The sequence below is a fragment of the Mycobacterium sp. genome, assembly GCF_036488105.1.
In the GTDB taxonomy this organism is placed as follows: domain Bacteria; phylum Actinomycetota; class Actinomycetes; order Mycobacteriales; family Mycobacteriaceae; genus Mycobacterium.
The window spans coordinates 1-17302 of record NZ_DASXHW010000128.1; the positions used below are offsets into that span (position 1 = coordinate 1).

Annotated in this window: 19 protein-coding genes, 4 tRNA genes and 2 pseudogenes; 18 read left to right on the forward strand and 7 right to left on the reverse strand. The window is 65.6% G+C overall.

The features are described 5' to 3' along the window. From VGH54_RS06770 to VGH54_RS06785, 4 genes are all read right to left on the reverse strand, one after another. A partial coding sequence (locus VGH54_RS06770; protein WP_331511170.1) for a hypothetical protein occupies nucleotides 1-320 on the reverse strand: 320 nt, incomplete at its 3' end. Between the two features lie 108 nt (nucleotides 321-428). After that, nucleotides 429-503: transfer RNA gene (locus tag VGH54_RS06775), tRNA-Val, on the reverse strand. Between the two features lie 17 nt (nucleotides 504-520). After that, nucleotides 521-591 (reverse strand) — tRNA-Cys (locus VGH54_RS06780). 28 nt (nucleotides 592-619) lie between these two features. Continuing rightward, nucleotides 620-692: transfer RNA gene (locus VGH54_RS06785), tRNA-Gly, on the reverse strand. Between the two features lie 170 nt (nucleotides 693-862). On the opposite strand from VGH54_RS06785, the gene VGH54_RS06790 reads away from it, so the two are divergent. From VGH54_RS06790 to VGH54_RS06815, 6 genes are all read left to right on the forward strand, one after another. Continuing rightward, nucleotides 863-934 (forward strand) — tRNA-Val (locus tag VGH54_RS06790). A gap of 209 nt (nucleotides 935-1143) precedes the next feature. Next, on the forward strand, nucleotides 1144-1794 hold the full coding sequence (locus VGH54_RS06795) for a hypothetical protein (protein ID WP_331511171.1): 651 nt from the start codon (nucleotides 1144-1146) through the stop codon (nucleotides 1792-1794). 89 nt (nucleotides 1795-1883) lie between these two features. Further along, nucleotides 1884-2024, forward strand: a complete 141-nt coding sequence (locus tag VGH54_RS06800; protein ID WP_331511172.1) for a hypothetical protein — start codon at nucleotides 1884-1886, stop codon at nucleotides 2022-2024. Between the two features lie 142 nt (nucleotides 2025-2166). Next, nucleotides 2167-2544, forward strand: coding sequence for a hypothetical protein (locus tag VGH54_RS06805; protein ID WP_331511173.1), 378 nt, complete (start codon nucleotides 2167-2169; stop codon nucleotides 2542-2544). 94 nt (nucleotides 2545-2638) lie between these two features. Next, a complete protein-coding gene (locus tag VGH54_RS06810; RefSeq protein ID WP_331511188.1) occupies nucleotides 2639-3772 on the forward strand; it encodes an acyl-CoA dehydrogenase family protein in 1134 nt (377 codons plus the stop codon). A gap of 32 nt (nucleotides 3773-3804) precedes the next feature. Next, nucleotides 3805-4593: an SDR family NAD(P)-dependent oxidoreductase gene (locus tag VGH54_RS06815; RefSeq protein ID WP_331511174.1), complete on the forward strand. Its 789-nt coding sequence runs from the start codon at nucleotides 3805-3807 to the stop codon at nucleotides 4591-4593. A 54-nt stretch (nucleotides 4594-4647) separates the two neighbouring features. Here VGH54_RS06815 and VGH54_RS06820 read toward each other — a convergent pair whose 3' ends face one another. Both VGH54_RS06820 and VGH54_RS06825 read right to left on the reverse strand, forming a co-directional pair. Further along, entirely contained in the window at nucleotides 4648-5088 is a 441-nt protein-coding gene (locus VGH54_RS06820; RefSeq protein ID WP_331511175.1) for an anti-sigma factor antagonist, read from the reverse strand. Nucleotides 5089-5430: 342 nt separating this feature from the next. Beyond that, nucleotides 5431-6087: a DedA family protein gene (locus tag VGH54_RS06825; protein ID WP_331511177.1), complete on the reverse strand. Its 657-nt coding sequence runs from the start codon at nucleotides 6085-6087 to the stop codon at nucleotides 5431-5433. A gap of 133 nt (nucleotides 6088-6220) precedes the next feature. Here VGH54_RS06825 and VGH54_RS06830 point away from each other — a divergent pair, with 133 nt between their 5' ends. Beyond that, on the forward strand, nucleotides 6221-6562 hold the full coding sequence (locus VGH54_RS06830) for a cupin domain-containing protein (protein ID WP_331511178.1): 342 nt from the start codon (nucleotides 6221-6223) through the stop codon (nucleotides 6560-6562). 4 nt (nucleotides 6563-6566) lie between these two features. Next, nucleotides 6567-7526, forward strand: coding sequence for a nitronate monooxygenase (locus VGH54_RS06835; protein ID WP_331511179.1), 960 nt, complete (start codon nucleotides 6567-6569; stop codon nucleotides 7524-7526). Here VGH54_RS06835 and VGH54_RS06840 read toward each other — a convergent pair. Next, complete coding sequence (locus tag VGH54_RS06840; RefSeq protein WP_331511180.1) at nucleotides 7508-8005, reverse strand: DUF1990 domain-containing protein; 498 nt, start codon at nucleotides 8003-8005, stop codon at nucleotides 7508-7510. The genes VGH54_RS06835 and VGH54_RS06840 overlap by 19 nt on opposite strands. Nucleotides 8006-8064: 59 nt before the next feature. Here VGH54_RS06840 and VGH54_RS06845 point away from each other — a divergent pair, with 59 nt between their 5' ends. From VGH54_RS06845 to VGH54_RS06890, 10 genes and pseudogenes are all read left to right on the forward strand, one after another. Continuing rightward, nucleotides 8065-8943 (forward strand): aldo/keto reductase, encoded by an 879-nt coding sequence (locus VGH54_RS06845; RefSeq protein WP_331511181.1) that lies wholly within the window; start codon nucleotides 8065-8067, stop codon nucleotides 8941-8943. A 102-nt stretch (nucleotides 8944-9045) separates the two neighbouring features. Further along, nucleotides 9046-9672 (forward strand): PaaI family thioesterase, encoded by a 627-nt coding sequence (locus VGH54_RS06850; protein ID WP_331511189.1) that lies wholly within the window; start codon nucleotides 9046-9048, stop codon nucleotides 9670-9672. 80 nt (nucleotides 9673-9752) lie between these two features. Beyond that, nucleotides 9753-11807, forward strand: a pseudogene (gene thrS / locus VGH54_RS06855) (threonine--tRNA ligase). Then, nucleotides 11800-12351, forward strand: a complete 552-nt coding sequence (locus VGH54_RS06860; protein ID WP_331511182.1) for an HIT domain-containing protein — start codon at nucleotides 11800-11802, stop codon at nucleotides 12349-12351. The pseudogene thrS and the gene VGH54_RS06860 overlap by 8 nt, the downstream one beginning before the upstream one ends. Before the next feature lie 10 nt (nucleotides 12352-12361). Beyond that, nucleotides 12362-13033, forward strand: coding sequence for a phosphatidylinositol phosphate synthase (gene pgsA, locus VGH54_RS06865; RefSeq protein WP_331511183.1), 672 nt, complete (start codon nucleotides 12362-12364; stop codon nucleotides 13031-13033). A gap of 56 nt (nucleotides 13034-13089) precedes the next feature. Next, nucleotides 13090-13977, forward strand: a complete 888-nt coding sequence (locus VGH54_RS06870) for a phosphatidylinositol mannoside acyltransferase (protein ID WP_331511184.1) — start codon at nucleotides 13090-13092, stop codon at nucleotides 13975-13977. Continuing rightward, nucleotides 13977-15101 carry a glycosyltransferase family 4 protein gene (locus tag VGH54_RS06875; protein WP_331511185.1) on the forward strand — a complete coding sequence of 375 codons (1125 nt, stop codon included), beginning with the start codon at nucleotides 13977-13979 and terminating at the stop codon, nucleotides 15099-15101. Before VGH54_RS06870 ends, VGH54_RS06875 begins: the two co-directional genes overlap by 1 nt. Further along, nucleotides 15101-16150: an NUDIX hydrolase gene (locus tag VGH54_RS06880; protein WP_331511186.1), complete on the forward strand. Its 1050-nt coding sequence runs from the start codon at nucleotides 15101-15103 to the stop codon at nucleotides 16148-16150. Before VGH54_RS06875 ends, VGH54_RS06880 begins: the two co-directional genes overlap by 1 nt. Nucleotides 16151-16286: 136 nt before the next feature. Beyond that, complete coding sequence (gene pdxS, locus VGH54_RS06885) at nucleotides 16287-17135, forward strand: pyridoxal 5'-phosphate synthase lyase subunit PdxS (RefSeq protein WP_414688660.1); 849 nt, start codon at nucleotides 16287-16289, stop codon at nucleotides 17133-17135. Nucleotides 17136-17144: 9 nt separating this feature from the next. Beyond that, a pseudogene (locus VGH54_RS06890) lies at nucleotides 17145-17302 on the forward strand (acyl-CoA thioesterase II); the annotation flags it as partial.

Sequence of the window (17302 nt, forward strand, 5' to 3'; positions counted from 1 at the left end):
TCGAGTTCGGCCGCAGCCTCTAGCAGAGCCGCTGCCAACTCACGGGCCTGATCACTGTTCAAGCTACTGATGTCTGCGCCAGCTCCAGCGTCTATGTGGAGCGCAGGCTTTTCGATCTCACCGTCGGTGTCGATGCTGCCGTCCCAGTACTGAATTGCGGATGTCCAGACGATCACGTCCGTGTCGGTGATGCCGCGGGTGTCGCCCATGACGACGCGATGTACGTCGTCGCCTTCGCCCTCCCAGATGTCGCCGAAGTCGGCGCCGGCGGGCAGCGGAACATCAGGGAACGGGTTGGGTGTGGTGGTTGCTGTGGTCACTGGGCAATTCTCCTCACTGATACTGTGCGGAGTCCTGACCTGCAGAGACGTTGTGGTGCATATGTGGTGCAAAACCGTTCGGATTTGACCATCGGTGCACGTCAAACGTGGTGCGCGATACTGGGATTGAACCAGTGACCTCTTCCGTGTCAGGGAAGCGCTCTCCCGCTGAGCTAATCGCGCCGGGGAAATAAATCTTGAGGTGGAGACGGGAATCGAACCCGTGTGCACGGCTTTGCAGGCCGTTGCCTCACCACTCGGCCACTCCACCGCTGGGATTGATGCCATTTGCACCTTCGAGCGGATGACGGGATTCGAACCCGCGACCCTCACCTTGGCAAGGTGATGCGCTACCAACTGCGCTACATCCGCGCGCAACGGACGAGATCGTCGCCCGGTGCGAAGCACGACGATAGTCCACCTGTGCGGGACCGCACAAATTCCTCTGCATCGACACGCGCGCCGTTGTTTATCGTCGGGCAGCACGTTCTGCCGGTGGAGCCGCGCGTGCTAATCTTCAACGTCGTTTCGCCTGCGGAATCGGTCTCGTAGCTCAGCGGAAGAGCGCCCGCCTCACACGCGGGAGGTCGCTGGTTCGAACCCAGCCGGGACCACTTACGTTGTCGCAGGCAGGATATGGTTTCCGGCCCTGCGAAGCAGGGGCGATGTTATCTCGGTGTATCCGGCGTCTCTGGTTCTCCGCTCGGCACATTGCGGGGGACCTATCCGGCCCAGCCCACGTCCAGCTAAGTAATCGGTCCGCCCCGTTGTCTCCTCGGGGCGGGCCGACTGCTATAAGGCTTTAACCATGGCTGGAAATCCAATGGCGTGGCGCATCTGGGCCGTGGCACCCGAGGAATGGATGCTTCGCGGCATCTACTTGGGACACCTCTGGAAGGCCCCTGTGCTGGCCGCAGAGTGTCTGGACACGCCCAGGCACCAACCGCTCGACCCGAGCTGCACCGTGGGGGTCTACACCTTCGCCCACCTCGAAGACGCCCTTCTGGAAGCAGTGGTACTGAAAACTTTCGGCTGGCGGTGGGATCGGAAAATCGATCCAACCAAGATCGTTTTAGTCCTCGGCGTAGTGGAACTGACTGGAACCATCACCGAATGGTGTGAGGATCGGTTATACGCATTCCAGAGCGCAGGGCAGTACCCAGTCGAGCTTAGAGCCGAGGCGGCAACCATTCAGCAGCTCGTCCTCTTCGAAAACTGGCTCGGCCCCTGCGGCCGTGACTCCGACCGCTTGGTCAATACACTTTCGCGGCGCTATGCGCCAGTGCACGTGGTGGCCCCGACGGATGCAGTGCCCGACCTAAATCGACTACGCGAGCTGGCAGTTCGGCTACAAAAACAAGGGCTCGACTGGCTCAGAATTGCTCGCGCAGTGGCAGCCAAGGTGCCGGCGGAAAACGTGCATCATCTCAGCCGTTTAATACGCGAACAGCTCGGGGTGGGACTGGACCCCTAGACCGCCGATGTACATAGTCATGCGCCAAGGTAGCCGAGACGGTACGGCCGCCGCGCGTTGTTGTCGGTGGTTCGGGTTACAACGGTTCGGTGGCCGCCCCGCGTCGCGACGATTTCCCGAACAACTTCGTCGGCGACCTCGTGCCCCCCGAGCGCGGCTGGGTTGTCGTGCCACCGACCTGCTGCCCGGACGGCCACAGCTACCGCGACGGCGGGTGGTCGGTTAGCTAGGTGTGGTGTACCAGCAACGGCCGGAACATGGCCTGGCGATGCTGGTGCGGAGGTCAGTCGTCTTTGGCGGCTCCACGGAGACGGCCCCAAGTCGCCCCTACGCGGCCGGAAAGAATGCATGCCGCGAGAGTCCGGTGCAAGAATGTCCGGCGTGGCTATGTACCAAGGCAGGGCGCTCGCAGATATCAGTCTTAGCGGAGTTCAGTTGGCGGAGGCGTTGGAGTCCTTCATCAGCCGGCGCGATCCGAGCCTGGAGAATGTACTGATCAGGCGAGCGACTCCGACGGGCGATGTCGAAACGCGGGTACAGCCCCACAAGCGGTGGTACGAGGTCCTCTTCGAGGTCGACGACAACCCCGATGAAGATGAAGACGATGACGACGACGACGACACCTTCGAGGCACGGAAAAAGGCGGCGGCCAAGGCGAAGGCAGCGGAAAAAGCACGAGTAAAGGAATGGACGGGGCGCAAGCAGGGAGTGTTCCCACCTAGCGAAAGATGGCCGGAGGCCAATCAGTGACGCGAATCGATCTTCATCGCCGATGATGTAAGGCGGCAGACCGAGAGGAGCGGCGCTGGTGGCTGACGTGTCGGTAGTGGATCGAGCTCGTGGGATGCGCGACCTGGTCTCTGCCGAGGCGGCAGAGTCCGAACGCCTGCGAACGCTCTCGCCGGCGATCGTCGACGAGATGTGGGCCTCTGGCCTGATGGTGGCGTTCAACCCGAAGGCGGCCGGCGGAGTGGAGCCGTCCTTCCAGGAGATGATCGACACCTGGATCGAAATGGCTTGGCAGGATGGTTCTTTCGGCTGGATCGGGATCGCCAACCTGCCGTCGACGTTCGCGGCCGCCACCTACCTTCCCGACGGCGGCTTCGACGAGATATTCACCCGGAACGACAGCCGCATCACCATCGGGGGTCAGTACTTTCCCAACGGCCAGGGAACAGCCGTCGACGGTGGCTACCGGTTGAACGGTGCGTGGAGTTTCGGCTCCGGCACCGGACACTCGGCCTACATCGGCGCCGGCTTCTTCCCGATGGACAACGGTGAAATGCGTTGGGTCAGTGAGGGCATTCCCGACATGCGGGTCGCGTTTCTGCCTCGCGAGGAGGTCAACTTCACCGACGGATGGCATGTCCAGGGGCTCAAGGGCACCGGCTCGTACGACTACAACGTCGCCGACGTGTTCGTACCGGAATGCCGAACCATGCCGCTGTTCGCCCGTGAGCCTTTCCGCGGAAGCTCGGCGGCCAGCCGGATGGGCCTGATGCCCATCACCGCTGCCGGCCACGCATCATTCGCCCTGGGGGTCGCCAAGAGCATGCTCGACGATGTCGAGGAACTCGCGGCCACCAAGGTGCGGATGAGCGATATGGCCACGCTGGCCAGCCGTCAGACCTTCCAGAAGGGTTTCGCCCACCACGTCGCTGCCTGGCGGGCGGCACGGCTGCTGGTGATCGATGCCTTTTCCACGGCAGAGGCAGCGGTTGACGCGGGCAACGACCTGACGCCTCAATTGCGCGCCGACATGAGGGTCGCGGCGGTGTACGCCACCGACACAGCACGGGCGGCCGCCGAGTGGGCGCACCTGGCGGCCGGGACCACCGCGATCCGCGAGGGTAGCCGACTCGAGCGCGCATTCCGTGACATCTACACCGGAACCCAGCACGCGTTCATCAGCGAGAAGGTCGCCATGGACGTCGCCCAGATCTGGCTGGGCATCATCGACGACCAATTCGGACTCTGATTGCGCGGCAGCCGAATTCGAGAGGATCAGTCATGGTGAGCGTCGATCGCGCCAGTTCACGCACGTTCGTCGTCACCGGTGCCGCATCGGGGATTGGACTGGCTACCGCCGAGCGATTGCTGGCCGAAGGCGGCAGCGTCGTCGGCGCCGACCTGGCTGCCCCGCCTGACCTCGGTCCCGACTTCCGGTTCGTGGCCGCCGACATCACTGACGAGGCCGCAATCGCCGGCGTGCTCACCGCCGTGCCGGACCGGCTCGACGGTGTGGTGCACGCCGCTGGGGTCGCGGGCGGAGGCCCGGTCCATCTGCTGGATCGCGCCGAATGGGAACGGGTGATCGCGATCAACCTCACCGGCACCTTTCTCGTCGCCAAAGCGGCCCTGGCCCGCATGATCGACCAACCCCGGGTCGACGGCGAACGAGGTTCGATCGTGACGTTGGCCAGCATCGAGGGTCTGGAAGGCACGGCGGGCGGCAGCGTCTACAACGCCGCCAAAGGTGGCGTCGTGATGCTCACCAAGAACATCGCGCTCGACTACGGCCCAAGCGGTATCCGGGCGAATGCCATCTGTCCCGGCTTCATCGAAACACCTTTGACCGAAAGCGTTTTCGGCTTGCCGGGAATGGAAGGACCGCGGGCCTCGGTCACCGAAGAGCACGCGCTGCAGCGGATGGGCCGCGCGGAGGAGATCGCCGCGATGGCGGCTTTCCTGGTGTCGACCGATGCATCCTTCGTCAGCGGCCAGGCAATCGCCGTCGACGGTGGTTACACCGCCGGCCGCGATCACGGGGTGGTCCAGCTCTTCGGATTTCCAACCTGAGGTTGTGCCGGTAAAGAGCTCCTGGCCCAGCGTATGTGCGGCTAGGCAATGGTGTCAGTCGACGAGGATGCACGTCGCCAGCGCGGCGTCCACGCTGACGTCGACGGGCAGCGCCTCACTGAGGCCACAGGCCGCCAGGATGCGCGAGACGACCGGCTGGTTACTCACCAGCCGCATCTCGACTCCGCGATCCCGACAGAGCTCTGCCTCCTCGGCGAGGGCGGCGTATGCGCAGCACCCCATGAAGTCAAGGCCGCTGATGTCCACCACGAGCGGTCCGGGAGGAGCGGCCGCCGCGGCCGCCTCGCTCAGCAGGCGTCGCCAGACGGCGTCGTTGGATGCGTCCAGCTCACCGCCGGCGCTGACGATCACGGCCAAGTCGCAGCGCTCGGTGGTCGCCCGGAGGGTGCTGCGTGCTTGCGCCAGTTCCGAAATCAGCCGGCTGCTCAGCATCAAAGGATGGAAGGACGGATCGGCAATAGCAAAAGTGCTCATAGTGCTCCTGATCCACAGGCGCTCCGCGCGCCTCGATATGGATGCCTGCCCTAGAAGCTTAAGACGGACGTCATTAGCAGATATATCTTTATAACAGAACGGTATCGGATCTGTCCATGCGAAACCGCCTGAGAATTGGGTGAGAATTCACGAACCAGACTCGTTTCGACGATTCGGGTACCGAAAATAGTTCTTGGCAAATCTAGAAACGTAGGTGCGCAATTTCCGGCGAACTTTTTGTCTGATATTGAAAAGCGGAGCCGTTTCTTTGCTATGCGACGAGTAGGCAGCATGAACGGCGATGCCGAAACTGTGTTGGTTGTTTTCCGGTACCGACGGCGTCTACGCGGCGGTGGGGTCGGACTCGCCGGAGTGCTCGGCCTCGAGGTCGGCAATCGCGCGGGATGTGCGCTCTCGCAGCACGATTGCAGCAATCGCTCCGCACACCACGGCGAGAAGTAACGCGATCCAAGAAAATCGAGTCAGCCAGCGTTCGGCGGCCATGCCCGCGTAATACACCAGCGCGGTGGTGCCCCCCGCCCAGCACAACGCGCCCGACACGTTTGCGACGAGGAATCTGGCGTAGCGCATCTTCAGCGCGCCGGCTAATGGCCCGGCGAATATCCGCAGCAGCGCGATAAAGCGCCCGAAGAAAACGGCCCGCGCGCCCCAGCGGTCAAACAGCCGTTCGGCGAACATGACATGCCCGGGACCGAAATGATTCGGGAAGCGCCGACCCAGCCGATCGAACAGCGGCAGGCCGAGGCGCCGGCCAATGGCATAACCGGTCGAGTCGCCGATCACCGCGCCGATCACAGCGGCAGCGCCGACACCGACCGGGTTGACCGCCAGCTCGTGCCGCGACGACAGCAACGCCGCGCTGACCAGAACGATTTCGCCGGGCAGCGGAATGCCCAGGCTCTCCACGCCGACGACGGCGCCGACCAAGCCGTATACGGCCAGCGGAGGTATCGACTGCAGGAGCGCATCCACGGTCATGGGTTAAGGATGCCCGACCCTGCCAAGGAAGCAGCGGCGACCAGCCGTTGCGGCCGGGGGTACCTTTTTTGCATTCTTCTACTATCCAATTAAGGAACTTCCGACGAGTTCTGGGCCGACCAAAGGACCGATGATGGAATCCGTTTCGCTGACCAGCCTGGCCGCAGACCAACTCATGGCGGCGCGGCAGGCAAACAGTGGCCGCGCCTCGCACACGCTGCATGGAGGGCACACTCACGAACTGCGGCAGACGGTGGTGGCGTTACTTGCGGGGCATGAACTCTCCGAGCACGACAGTCCCGGACAGGCGTCACTGCAGGTCTTGCAGGGACATGTGCACCTCACCGCCGGTGACGATAGCTGGGATGGCAAGACCGGCGACTACGTGGTCATCCCTCCGCAACGGCACTCCCTGCAGGCAGTCGACGATTCGGTGGTCATGCTGACCGTCTTCAAAAGCCTCCCTTCGGTTTAGCCAGATGCTGTCGACGCCCTGGTCTCGGGCGATGGGCCTGCGCGTGCCCATCGTCAACGCGCCTATGGGGGGCGTTGCCGGCGGGCGGCTTGCCGCCGGGGTCAGCGCCGCCGGCGGACTCGGCATGGTCGGCATGGGCACAGCCGGATCGACGTCGTCGTTGCACGCCGAATTGCCGCATGTGACAGGGACATTCGGGATTGGCCTGGTGGACTGGGTGATGCGAAAAGAGGTGGGCCTTTTCGAGGCCGCGCTCGCCGCGCAGCCGGTGCTGATCTCGGTCAGCTTCGGTACCGACCTGTCTTGGGTGAGCCGCGTTCACGACGCCGGAATCCTTGCTGCCACACAGGTTTACAACGGGGCCGAGGCACGCAGAGCGGAAGACGCCGGGATCAACCTGATTGTGGCTCGCGGCAGCGAAGGCGGCGGCCACGGGGATGCGACGATCGGCACCCTGCCGCTGCTCGACGCGGTGCTGGACGTGGTTTCGGTGCCGGTGCTGGCCGCCGGAGGCATCGCATCGCCGCGTAGCCTGGCAGCGGTGCTGGCCGCCGGTGCTAGCGGAGCGTGGCTTGGGACTTGCCTCTCGGCGTCAGTGGAGGCCCTCACGACCGACGCTGGACGCCGCGCACTGGTCGCCGCCCGCGAGACCGACACCGCCAGCACCCGGGTGTACGACATCGTCCGTCATCTGCCGTGGGCGGAGCGGTTCCCGTCACGGGTGCTGCGCAACGACTTCGTCGCCCGCTGGACCGGACATGAGGACGAATTGGCCGCAGACGCCGATGCTGAAGCCGAACTCGCCACCGCGATCGCGGCCGACGATCGCCGAATCGCGGCGGTCGACGCGGGCCAGGGCGTCGGGATGGTCACCGATGTCGCCCCAGTGGGCGAGGTCATCGAGCGCCTCTGCACGGGCGCGCACGAGTTACTCGCAGGCTGGGCTCACACTGCCTGCACGTAGCGCTTGTTCATCACGCGCTGCAGCAGCGAGGTAAACGGTCCACCCGCCTTACTCCACCACGTCGCCGGCCGGGAGAAGGCGAAGACCTCGGCGAACACCGCGGAGGTGATGGGGTCGTGGCGCACCACGAACCGCTCCTCGCCGGACTCCGGGTGACCGGGCAGCGTGCCGTAGGCGAACCCCTTCACGTGCGGCTCGTCGACGACGTACACGACCCGGCAAGGTGCCTTCAGGAAACCGATTTTCACCACGACCACCGTGCCGACGGCGACGAAGTCGCTGCTGGCCTGCACTCGCAGGCCGGAGCCGCGCTGCATGCCCCAGTGCATAACCGCGTCAGCGGCCTGCTCGAAGCGCAGCTGACCCATGCCGATGTGAGCCGAGTAGCCGATGTGCTTGTACCCAGGGGGTGGCGGGCCTGCCGTGGCGCCCACCTCCGGATAGGTGAAGGGCAGTTGAGCAATCGTGTGCAATTCCACCGGGACAGCTTGCCACGCGAACGTGGCCGGTTTTTGCGGGCTCGCGTACGGTCGGCGATGTGACTACCCAAGCTCCCGCCCAGGCATCCGGAACCTTCACTCTCGGCGGTGATCTCACCATCAACCGCCTCGGCTACGGCGCAATGCGTCTGACCGGCAAGGGAGTTTGGGGCCCGCCCGCCGACCGGGACGAAGCGGTTCGCGTGCTGCGGCGCGCTGCCGAACTCGGCGTCAACTTCATCGACACCGCGAATTCATATGGCCCTTACATCGCCGAGGAGATCATCCGGGAGGCGTTGCATCCCTACGACGGGCTGGTGATCGCGACCAAGGCCGGGTTGCTGCGCACCGGACCCGACGTGTGGGTTCCGCTGGGCTTCCCCGCCTACCTACGTCAAGAGGCCGAGCTCAGCCTGCGCCGCCTTGGCGTGGAGACCATCGACCTGTTTCAGCTGCACCGCATCGACGACAAATTCCCGCTGGAGGACCAGATCGGCGAGCTGGTCAAATTGCAGCAGGAAGGCAAGATCCGCCACATCGGTCTGTCAGAGATCAAAGTCGACCAGCTGCACGCCGCCCAAAAGATCACGCAGATTGTCTCGGTGCAAAATCTGTACAACCTGACCAACCGCTCCGCCGAACCGCTCCTGAACGAGGTCGCCACCCAGGGGATCGGGTTCATTCCGTGGTTCCCGCTGGCGGCGGGCCCGCTCGCTGCCCCGGACGGTCCGCTCGCCAAGCTCGGTGCCGAGCACGGTCATGCGACGCCCTCGCAGCTGGCGCTGGCCTGGTTGCTGAAACGCTCACCGGTGGTGCTCCCGATTCCGGGCACCTCAAGTGTCGCGCACTTGGAGGAGAACGTCGCCGCCGCCGAGATCGAGCTCAGCGACGACGAGTTCGCGAAGCTGACCGAGCTCGGCGAGCAGCAGGGCGGTTAACGGCGTCGAGATCGACGCCAGCGCGCTGACGATGCCAAAGAATCGCTCTGCCGTCGATCTCGAGGTGCGGGGAACCTTCTCGCCGCCGCGCAATACGGTGTTCTGGTGGCCGGCGAACATGCGCGACATCCGGGTGGTGGATTCAACCCGCCCGAACCGACGACCAAGGGCGGCCCGGACTACGGCCGGTTCATCGAAGCGGTACGCACGCTGCAGGACCATGCCCGAGCGGTCGATGCGCCCGACGACGTGATCAGCGAGGCGGCCGACCTGGTTGAAAAGGTCGCGGAGTTACTCGGCCCCTTCGATACCGATGAGTGGGCGACCCCGTCCGGGCGCCGCATCGACTTGCCGAACCGCGGCAACATCCTGCCGGTGCCGATGAAGGTGCGCAGAACCGGCGACGGCCGCATCGAGGGCTGGGCCCGCTTCCGACGGTTTCATCTGGGCCGCAACGGCGCCGTTCACGGCGGCGCGCTCGGGCTGCTGTTCGATTCCGTCTTGGGCATGACGTCCGGGGTGATCACCGGTGGTCCACGCCAGCGCACGGCGTACCTGCACGTCAACTACCGCCAGATCGTCCCGATCAATCAGGAGCTGCAGGTCGACGCGCGGGTCGACCGGGTGGAAGGCCGAAAGATCTTCGTGTCCGGCCGGCTCAGTGACCGCAACACCGTTCTCACCGACGCCGAGGCCCTGTTCGTCCTCCTCAAACCGGGCCAGCCGTAAGGCTGCAACCTTCGGCAATAGTCATCCCGATAGCATGGTCGGGTCCCTCTGAACACCCGAAAGCCATGGAGACCGCGTCGATGACCGCCCCCGCACACCCCGCCCCAGCAGCCCCGATCCGGGTGCCCGCCGGGACGACCGCGGCGGCCGCGGTCCGCGAAGCGGGCCTGCCGGGGCGCGGCGCCCCCGACGCGATTGTGGTGGTGCGCGACGCCGACGGCAAACTGCGCGACTTGAGCTGGACTCCCGACGCCGACGTCGATGTCGTCCCGGTGGCGGCTGACACCGACGACGGGCGCAGTGTCATCCGGCACTCGGCCGCGCACGTGTTGGCCCAAGCCGTCCAGGATCTGTTCCCGGCAGCCAAACTCGGAATCGGGCCGCCGATCACCGACGGGTTCTACTACGACTTCGACGTCGCCGACCCGTTCACGCCCGAAGACCTGGACAAGCTGGAAAAGCGGATGCGCCAGATCGTCAAAGAGGGGCAGCTGTTCGACCGGCGTGTCTACGAATCGAAGGATCAGGCCCGCGGCGAGCTGGCCGGCGAGCCCTACAAACTCGAGCTCGTCGACGACAAGTCGGGCGATCCCGACGTCATGGAGGTCGGCGGCGACGAGCTGACCGCCTACGACAACCTGAATCCCCGCACCCGCGAACGGGTTTGGGGCGACCTGTGCCGCGGCCCGCACATCCCCACCACCAAACACATCCCGGCCTTCAGGCTCACCCGCAGCTCGGCCGCCTACTGGCGCGGCGACCAGAGCAACGCCAGCCTGCAGCGCATCTACGGAACCGCGTGGGAATCGCAGGAGGCGTTGGATCGCCACCTGGAGTTGCTCGAAGAAGCTCAGCGTCGCGATCACCGCAAGCTCGGTGTCGAGCTGGATCTGTTCAGCTTTCCTGACGAAATCGGCTCGGGCCTGGCGGTTTTCCATCCCAAGGGAGGTGTGGTGCGCACCGAGCTGGAGGACTATTCGCGGCGCAAGCACGCCGAGGCCGGATACCAGTTCGTCAACACCCCGCACATCACCAAGGAGCAGCTCTACATCACCTCGGGCCACCTCGAGTGGTACGCCGAGGGCATGTTTCCGCCGATGCACATCGACGCGGAGTTCAACGAGGACGGCACCGTCCGCAAGCCGGGGCAGGACTACTACCTCAAGCCGATGAACTGCCCGATGCATCACCTGATCTACCGCTCGCGTGGCCGGTCCTACCGCGAACTTCCGTTGCGGCTGTTCGAGTTCGGCACCGTCTACCGCTACGAGAAATCCGGTGTGGTGCACGGCCTGACCCGAGTGCGCGGCATGACGCAGGACGACGCGCACATCTACTGCACGCGCGAGCAGATGCGCGACGAGCTGGCGTCGCTGTTGCGGTTCGTGCTGGACCTGCTGGCCGACTACGGCCTCAACGACTTCTACCTCGAGTTGTCCACCAAGGACCCGGAGAAGTACGTCGGCTCCGACGAGGTGTGGGACGAAGCGACCGCGATTCTCAGCGAGGTCGCCGAAGGCTCCGGCCTGCATCTGGTTCCCGACCCAGGCGGCGCGGCGTTCTACGGCCCGAAGATCTCGGTGCAGGTCAAGGATGCGCTGGGTCGCAGCTGGCAGATGTCGACCATTCAGCTCGACTTCAACATGCCGGACCGGTTCGACCTGGAGTACACGGCCGCCGACGGTTCGCGGCAGCGTCCGGTGCTGATCCACCGCGCGCTGTTCGGTTCGATCGAACGCTTCTTCGGCATCCTCACCGAGCACTACGCGGGCGCGTTTCCGGCCTGGCTGGCTCCGGTCCAGGTGGTCGGCATTCCGGTTGCCGACGGCCACGTGTCATATCTGGAAGACGTTGCCGCTCAATTGAAGTCACATGGCATCCGGGTTGAGGTGGACGCCAGCGATGACCGGATGGCCAAGAAGATCGTCAACCACACCAACCAGCGAGTGCCGTTCATGCTGCTGGCCGGCGACCGCGACGTCGAGGCCGGCGCGGTCAGTTTCCGGTTCGGTGATCGCACGCAGATCAACGGCGTTCCTCGCGACGAGGCGGTAACCGTCATCAAGTAGTGGATCGCCGATCGTGAAAATAACGTCCCCACTGCCGATTTGGTCAAGGTGAGCACTCGTGGCTGAGGACGACGCGATCGTCGACAGGGGCGTGGGTGAATCCGACCATCTGCAGCGGTTGTGGACGCCCTATCGAATGAGTTACCTGGCCGACGGGCCGCTGAAGCAGGATAACAACGACCGGGCCCAGCCGTTCACCGACATCCCGCAGCTGTCCGACGAAGACGGTCTGGTCGTGGCGCGCGGCGAACTGGTCTACGCCGTGCTCAACCTCTACCCGTACAACCCGGGGCATCTGATGGTGGTGCCATACCGCCGGCTTTCTGAGCTCGAGGATCTGACCGAGGCGGAAAGCAGCGAGCTGATGGCGTTCATCCAGAAGGCGATTCGGGTGATCAAGAACGTGTCGCGCCCACACGGTTTCAACGTCGGGGTCAACCTGGGCCAGTCGGCGGGCGGTTCGCTGGCCGAGCACCTGCATGTGCACGTGGTGCCGCGATGGGGTGGCGACGCCAACTTCATCACGATCATCGGCGATTCCAAGGTGATCCCGCAGTTGCTGCGCGACACCCGCCGCCTGTTGGCCACCGAATGGGACCGGCAATCGTGAGTAGGCAGTCGTGAGCAAGCTGTTGTCCCGCGAGGGAGTGGCCCGAGTCACCAACCCGGTGGCGCGGGCGTTTCTGCATGCCGGCTTCACCGCCGACGGGGTCACGATCATCGCCACCGCCGCCGCGGTGCTTGCGGCGTTGACGCTGTTTCCCATCGGCAAGCTGTTCGTCGGCACCTTGGTGATCTGGTTTTTCGTGATGTTCGATTTGGTCGACGGTGCCATGGCGCGAGAGAGCGGCGGTGGCACCAGGTTTGGTGCGGTGCTGGACGCCACCTGCGACCGGATCAGCGACGGCGCGGTGTTCTGTGGGCTGGCGTGGTGGGCGGCGTTCGGCCTGGGCAGCCGGCCGCTGGTGGTGGCGACGTTGATCTGCCTGGTCACCTCTCAGGTAATCTCGTACATCAAGGCTCGTGCCGAAGCCAGTGGGCTGCGCGGTGACGGCGGCTTCATCGAACGCCCGGAACGATTGATCATCGTGCTCGTCGGCGCGGGACTGTCGGACCTGCCGATCTTTCCGTTGCCGTGGGCGCTGCCGGTGGCGATGTGGTTGCTGGCGGCGGCCAGCATGATCACCTGTGCTCAGCGGTTACACACCGTGCGGCGCTCGACCGGCGCGGCCGATCCGCTACCACCGCCGGGGAAGTCGGGCCACGTCGATCCTGGGACGGGCGAGCCGTGATCGTGCCAGCCGGCCTGAAACGGCCTGGTATTAGAGGTGTTTCGCTGGGCAGTCGAATGACCGACTGGGGTTATGCGGCCGGCTGGCTGACGGTGCGCGCCCTGCCGGAATTCGCCGCGCGCAACGCATTCGACGCCGCAGCGCTGTACGCGTCGCGCAACGGGGGACCGGATCAGCTGCGGAAGAACCTCGCACGCGTGATCGGCGTCGCGCCCAAAGACGTGCCGGGCAGTCTGATGCGGGCGTCGCTGGCGTCGTATGCCCGCTACTGGCGCGAGGCGTTTCGGTTGCCGGCGATGGATCACCACGCGGTCGGCCAGCAGCTCGCCGAAACCGTTCTGGGTCAAGAACATCTCGATGCGGCGCTAGCCAACGGCCGCGGTGCGGTGGCGGCGTTGCCGCACAGCGGCAACTGGGATATGGCCGGGGTGTGGCTGGCCCAGACTCGCGGCACCTTCACCACCGTCGCCGAGCGGCTCAAACCCGAGTCGTTGTACCGGCGGTTCATCGACTACCGGGTAAGCCTTGGCTTCGAGGTAATCCCGCTGTCCGGTGGCGAGCAGCCACCCTTCGAGCTGCTCAGCGAACGACTGCGGGACAACAAGACCGTGTGCCTGATGGCCGAGCGCGATCTGACCCGCACCGGGGTCCAAGTCGACTTCTTCGGCGAACCGACCAGGATGCCGGCCGGTCCGGCGAAGCTGGCGATCACCACCGGCGCGGCGCTGCTGCCGGTGCATTGCTGGTACGAGAGTGACGGCACCCGCGTCCAGTTCTACCCGCCGCTGGACTGCACCAGCGGTGACGTCGGCGTCGTCACTCAGGCGCTGGCCGACACCTTCGCCCGCAACATCGCCGAGCATCCCGCCGACTGGCACATGCTCCAGCCCCAATGGCTGGCGGACTTGTCCGACGAGCGACGGGCCCGATTGGCGGAGACCTGATGCGGATCGGGATGGTGTGCCCGTACTCGTTCGACGTGCCGGGTGGCGTGCAGTCGCATGTATTGCAGCTTGCCGAGGCGATGCGGGAACGCGGTCAGGACGTCAGCGTCCTGGCGCCGTCGTCACCGCATGTCACATTGCCCGAGTTCGTCGTCTCGGCCGGCCGGGCCGTGCCGATTCCCTACAACGGTTCGGTGGCCCGCCTGCAGATCAGCCCGAGCGTGCACGGCAAGGTAAGGCGCTGGCTGACCGAGGGCGACTTCGACGTGCTGCATCTGCATGAACCCAATGCGCCGAGCCTGTCGATGTGGGCGCTACGGATCGCCGAGGGGCCCATCGTGGCCACCTTTCACACCTCGACCACCAAATCGCTGACGCTCTCCGTAGTTCAGGGCCTGCTACGGCCCATGCAGGAGAAGATCGTTGGCCGCATCGCGGTGTCCGACTTGGCCCGACGCTGGCAGATGGAGGCGCTGGGATCGGACGCGGTCGAGATTCCCAACGGCGTCGACGTCGCCGCGATCGCCTCGGCGCCGTTGCTCGAGGGGTATCCGCGGCCCGCCAAGACGGTGTTGTTCCTGGGCCGCTACGACGAGCCCCGCAAGGGGATGGCCGTGCTGATCGATGCGCTGCCCGGCCTCGTCGGGCGCTTTCCGGGGCTGCAGGTGCTGATCGTCGGCCGCGGCAACGAAGACGAACTGCGGGCCAAGGTCGGCGAATTGGCCGGTCATTTGCGTTTCCTCGGTCTGGTCGACGACGCCGCCAAGGCGTCGGCGCTGCGCAGCGCCGATGTCTACTGCGCGCCGCATCTCGGCGGGGAAAGCTTCGGCATCGTGCTCGTCGAGGCGATGGCCGCCGGTACCCCGGTGGTGGCCAGCGACCTGCACGCGTTCCGGCGCGTGCTGCGCGACGGCGAGGCCGGGCGGCTGGTGGCGGTCGATGACAGTGCCGCACTGGCCGAGGGCCTGATCGCGGTGCTGGAGAACGACGCGCTGGCCGAGCGCTACGCTGTGGCCGGCGAAGAAGCGGTGCGCCGCTACGACTGGCCGGTGGTGGCCAATCAGATCATGCGGGTCTACGAGACCGTCGCCGTCACCGGGAACAAAGTGCAGGTGGCGAGCTGATGTCGTGGACGCTTCCGCTCGTCGCCGCCCTGGTCCTGCTGCTGCTGGTGCTGCTCGGATTCGGCGCCTGGGGGTATCGCGCGGCCAATCGGCTGGACCGCCTGCACGTGCGCTACGACCTGTCCTGGCAGGCCCTGGACGCCGCGCTGGCCCGCCGGGCGGTGGTGGCCCGCGCGGTCGCGGCGAACGCGTTCGGTGGTCCGGCCGATGCTGAGGCCCGCCAGTTGGTCGCGCGGGCCGACGCGGCAGAAGCCGCCCCACGGCCGGCCCGTGAAGCATGTGAGAACAAGTTGTCGGCCGCGCTGGCATTGGTCGATCCTGCGGCGGGGCCTGCGGGCCTGGTCGCGGAGCTGGCCGATGCCGAAGCCCGGGTGGTGCTGGCGCGCCGATTCCACAACGACGCGGTGCGCGACACGCTCGCATTGCGCGAGAGGCGCCTGATCCGGTGGTTCCGGTTGGCTGGAACAGCAGCGCTGCCAACCTATTTCGAGATCGCCGAACAAGCGCAGGCGCTACGCCACGCCGATCACCCCGCAGCCGGCCGGCGCACGTCGGCGCGGGTGGTGTTGCTCGACGAGACCGGCGCGGTGTTGCTGCTGTGCGGATCGGACCCCGCAGCGTCCGAGCAAGCCGGGGGCGCGCAGCGATGGTGGTTCACCGTGGGTGGCCAGGTCGGGGACGGGGAGTCCTTGGCGCAGGCCGCGGCTCGTGAATTGACCGAGGAGACGGGTTTGCGGGTCGATCCCGCCGACATCGTCGGGCCGATGTGGCGGCGCGATGCGGTGTTCGACTTCAACGGCGCGGCGATCGACAGCGAGGAATTCTTCTTCGTCTACCGCACCGAACGCTTCGAGCCGTCCACGGTGGGCCGCACCGAACTGGAGAGCCGTTACATCCACGGACACCGTTGGTGTGACGCTGCCGACATCGCCGAGTTGGCCGATGCCGGCGAGACGGTGTATCCGCTGCAGCTCTCTGAGCTGCTGACCGAGGCAGTTGCCTTGGCGGGCTCGCCGGATCGGCCCCGTCAACTGCAGTCCATCCGGTGATTGTGACGCGCGGGAAAATACGATTTGGCGTCCAGCACTAGAATCGGGTGACCTCGGTTGAAGGAGATCAGCAGTGGATAGCGCCGCTTCGTCGAACGGCTCTGGGCGCACGGGAACCGCGCGGGTCAAGCGCGGGATGGCCGAAATGCTCAAGGGCGGCGTGATCATGGACGTCGTCACGCCGGAGCAGGCTCGAATCGCCGAGGGCGCCGGGGCGGTCGCGGTGATGGCGCTGGAGCGCGTACCGGCCGACATCCGCGCACAGGGCGGGGTGTCGCGGATGAGCGACCCCGACATGATCGAGGGCATCATCTCCGCGGTCACCATCCCGGTGATGGCCAAAGCGCGCATCGGTCACTTCGTGGAAGCGCAGATTTTGCAGAGCCTCGGTGTGGACTACGTCGACGAGTCCGAGGTGCTGACCCCGGCCGACTACACCCACCACATCGACAAGTGGAAGTTCACCGTGCCGTTCGTCTGCGGCGCCACGAATCTGGGTGAGGCGCTGCGGCGCATCAACGAGGGCGCGGCGATGATCCGCTCCAAAGGCGAGGCCGGCACCGGTGACGTGTCCAATGCGACCACGCACATGCGCGCCATCGGGGGAGAGATCCGGCGACTGGGATCGCTGTCTGAGGACGAATTATACGTAGCGGCAAAGGAATTGGCTGCTCCTTACGACCTGGTCGTCGAAGTCGCGCGGGCCGGCAAGCTACCGGTCACCTTGTTCACCGCGGGTGGTATCGCCACCCCGGCCGACGCCGCGATGATGATGCAGCTCGGGGCCGAGGGCGTGTTCGTCGGCTCGGGCATCTTCAAATCCGGGGACCCGGCGCAGCGCGCCGCGGCGATCGTCAAGGCCACCACCTTCTACGACGACCCCGATGTGCTGGCCAAGGTGTCCCGCGGCTTGGGTGAGGCGATGGTGGGCATCAACGTCGAGCAGGTGCCGGAGCCGCATCGCCTGGCCCAGCGCGGCTGGTAAAAACACTCCGTGTCGATCGAAAAGATCCTTGATCTCGAGCAACTCGAGGTCAACATCTACCGGGGCAGCGTGTTCAGCCCCGAACAGGGCAACTTTCAGCGCACCTTCGGCGGCCAGGTGGCCGGCCAGTCGCTGGTGTCCGCGGTGCGCACGGTCGATCCGCATTT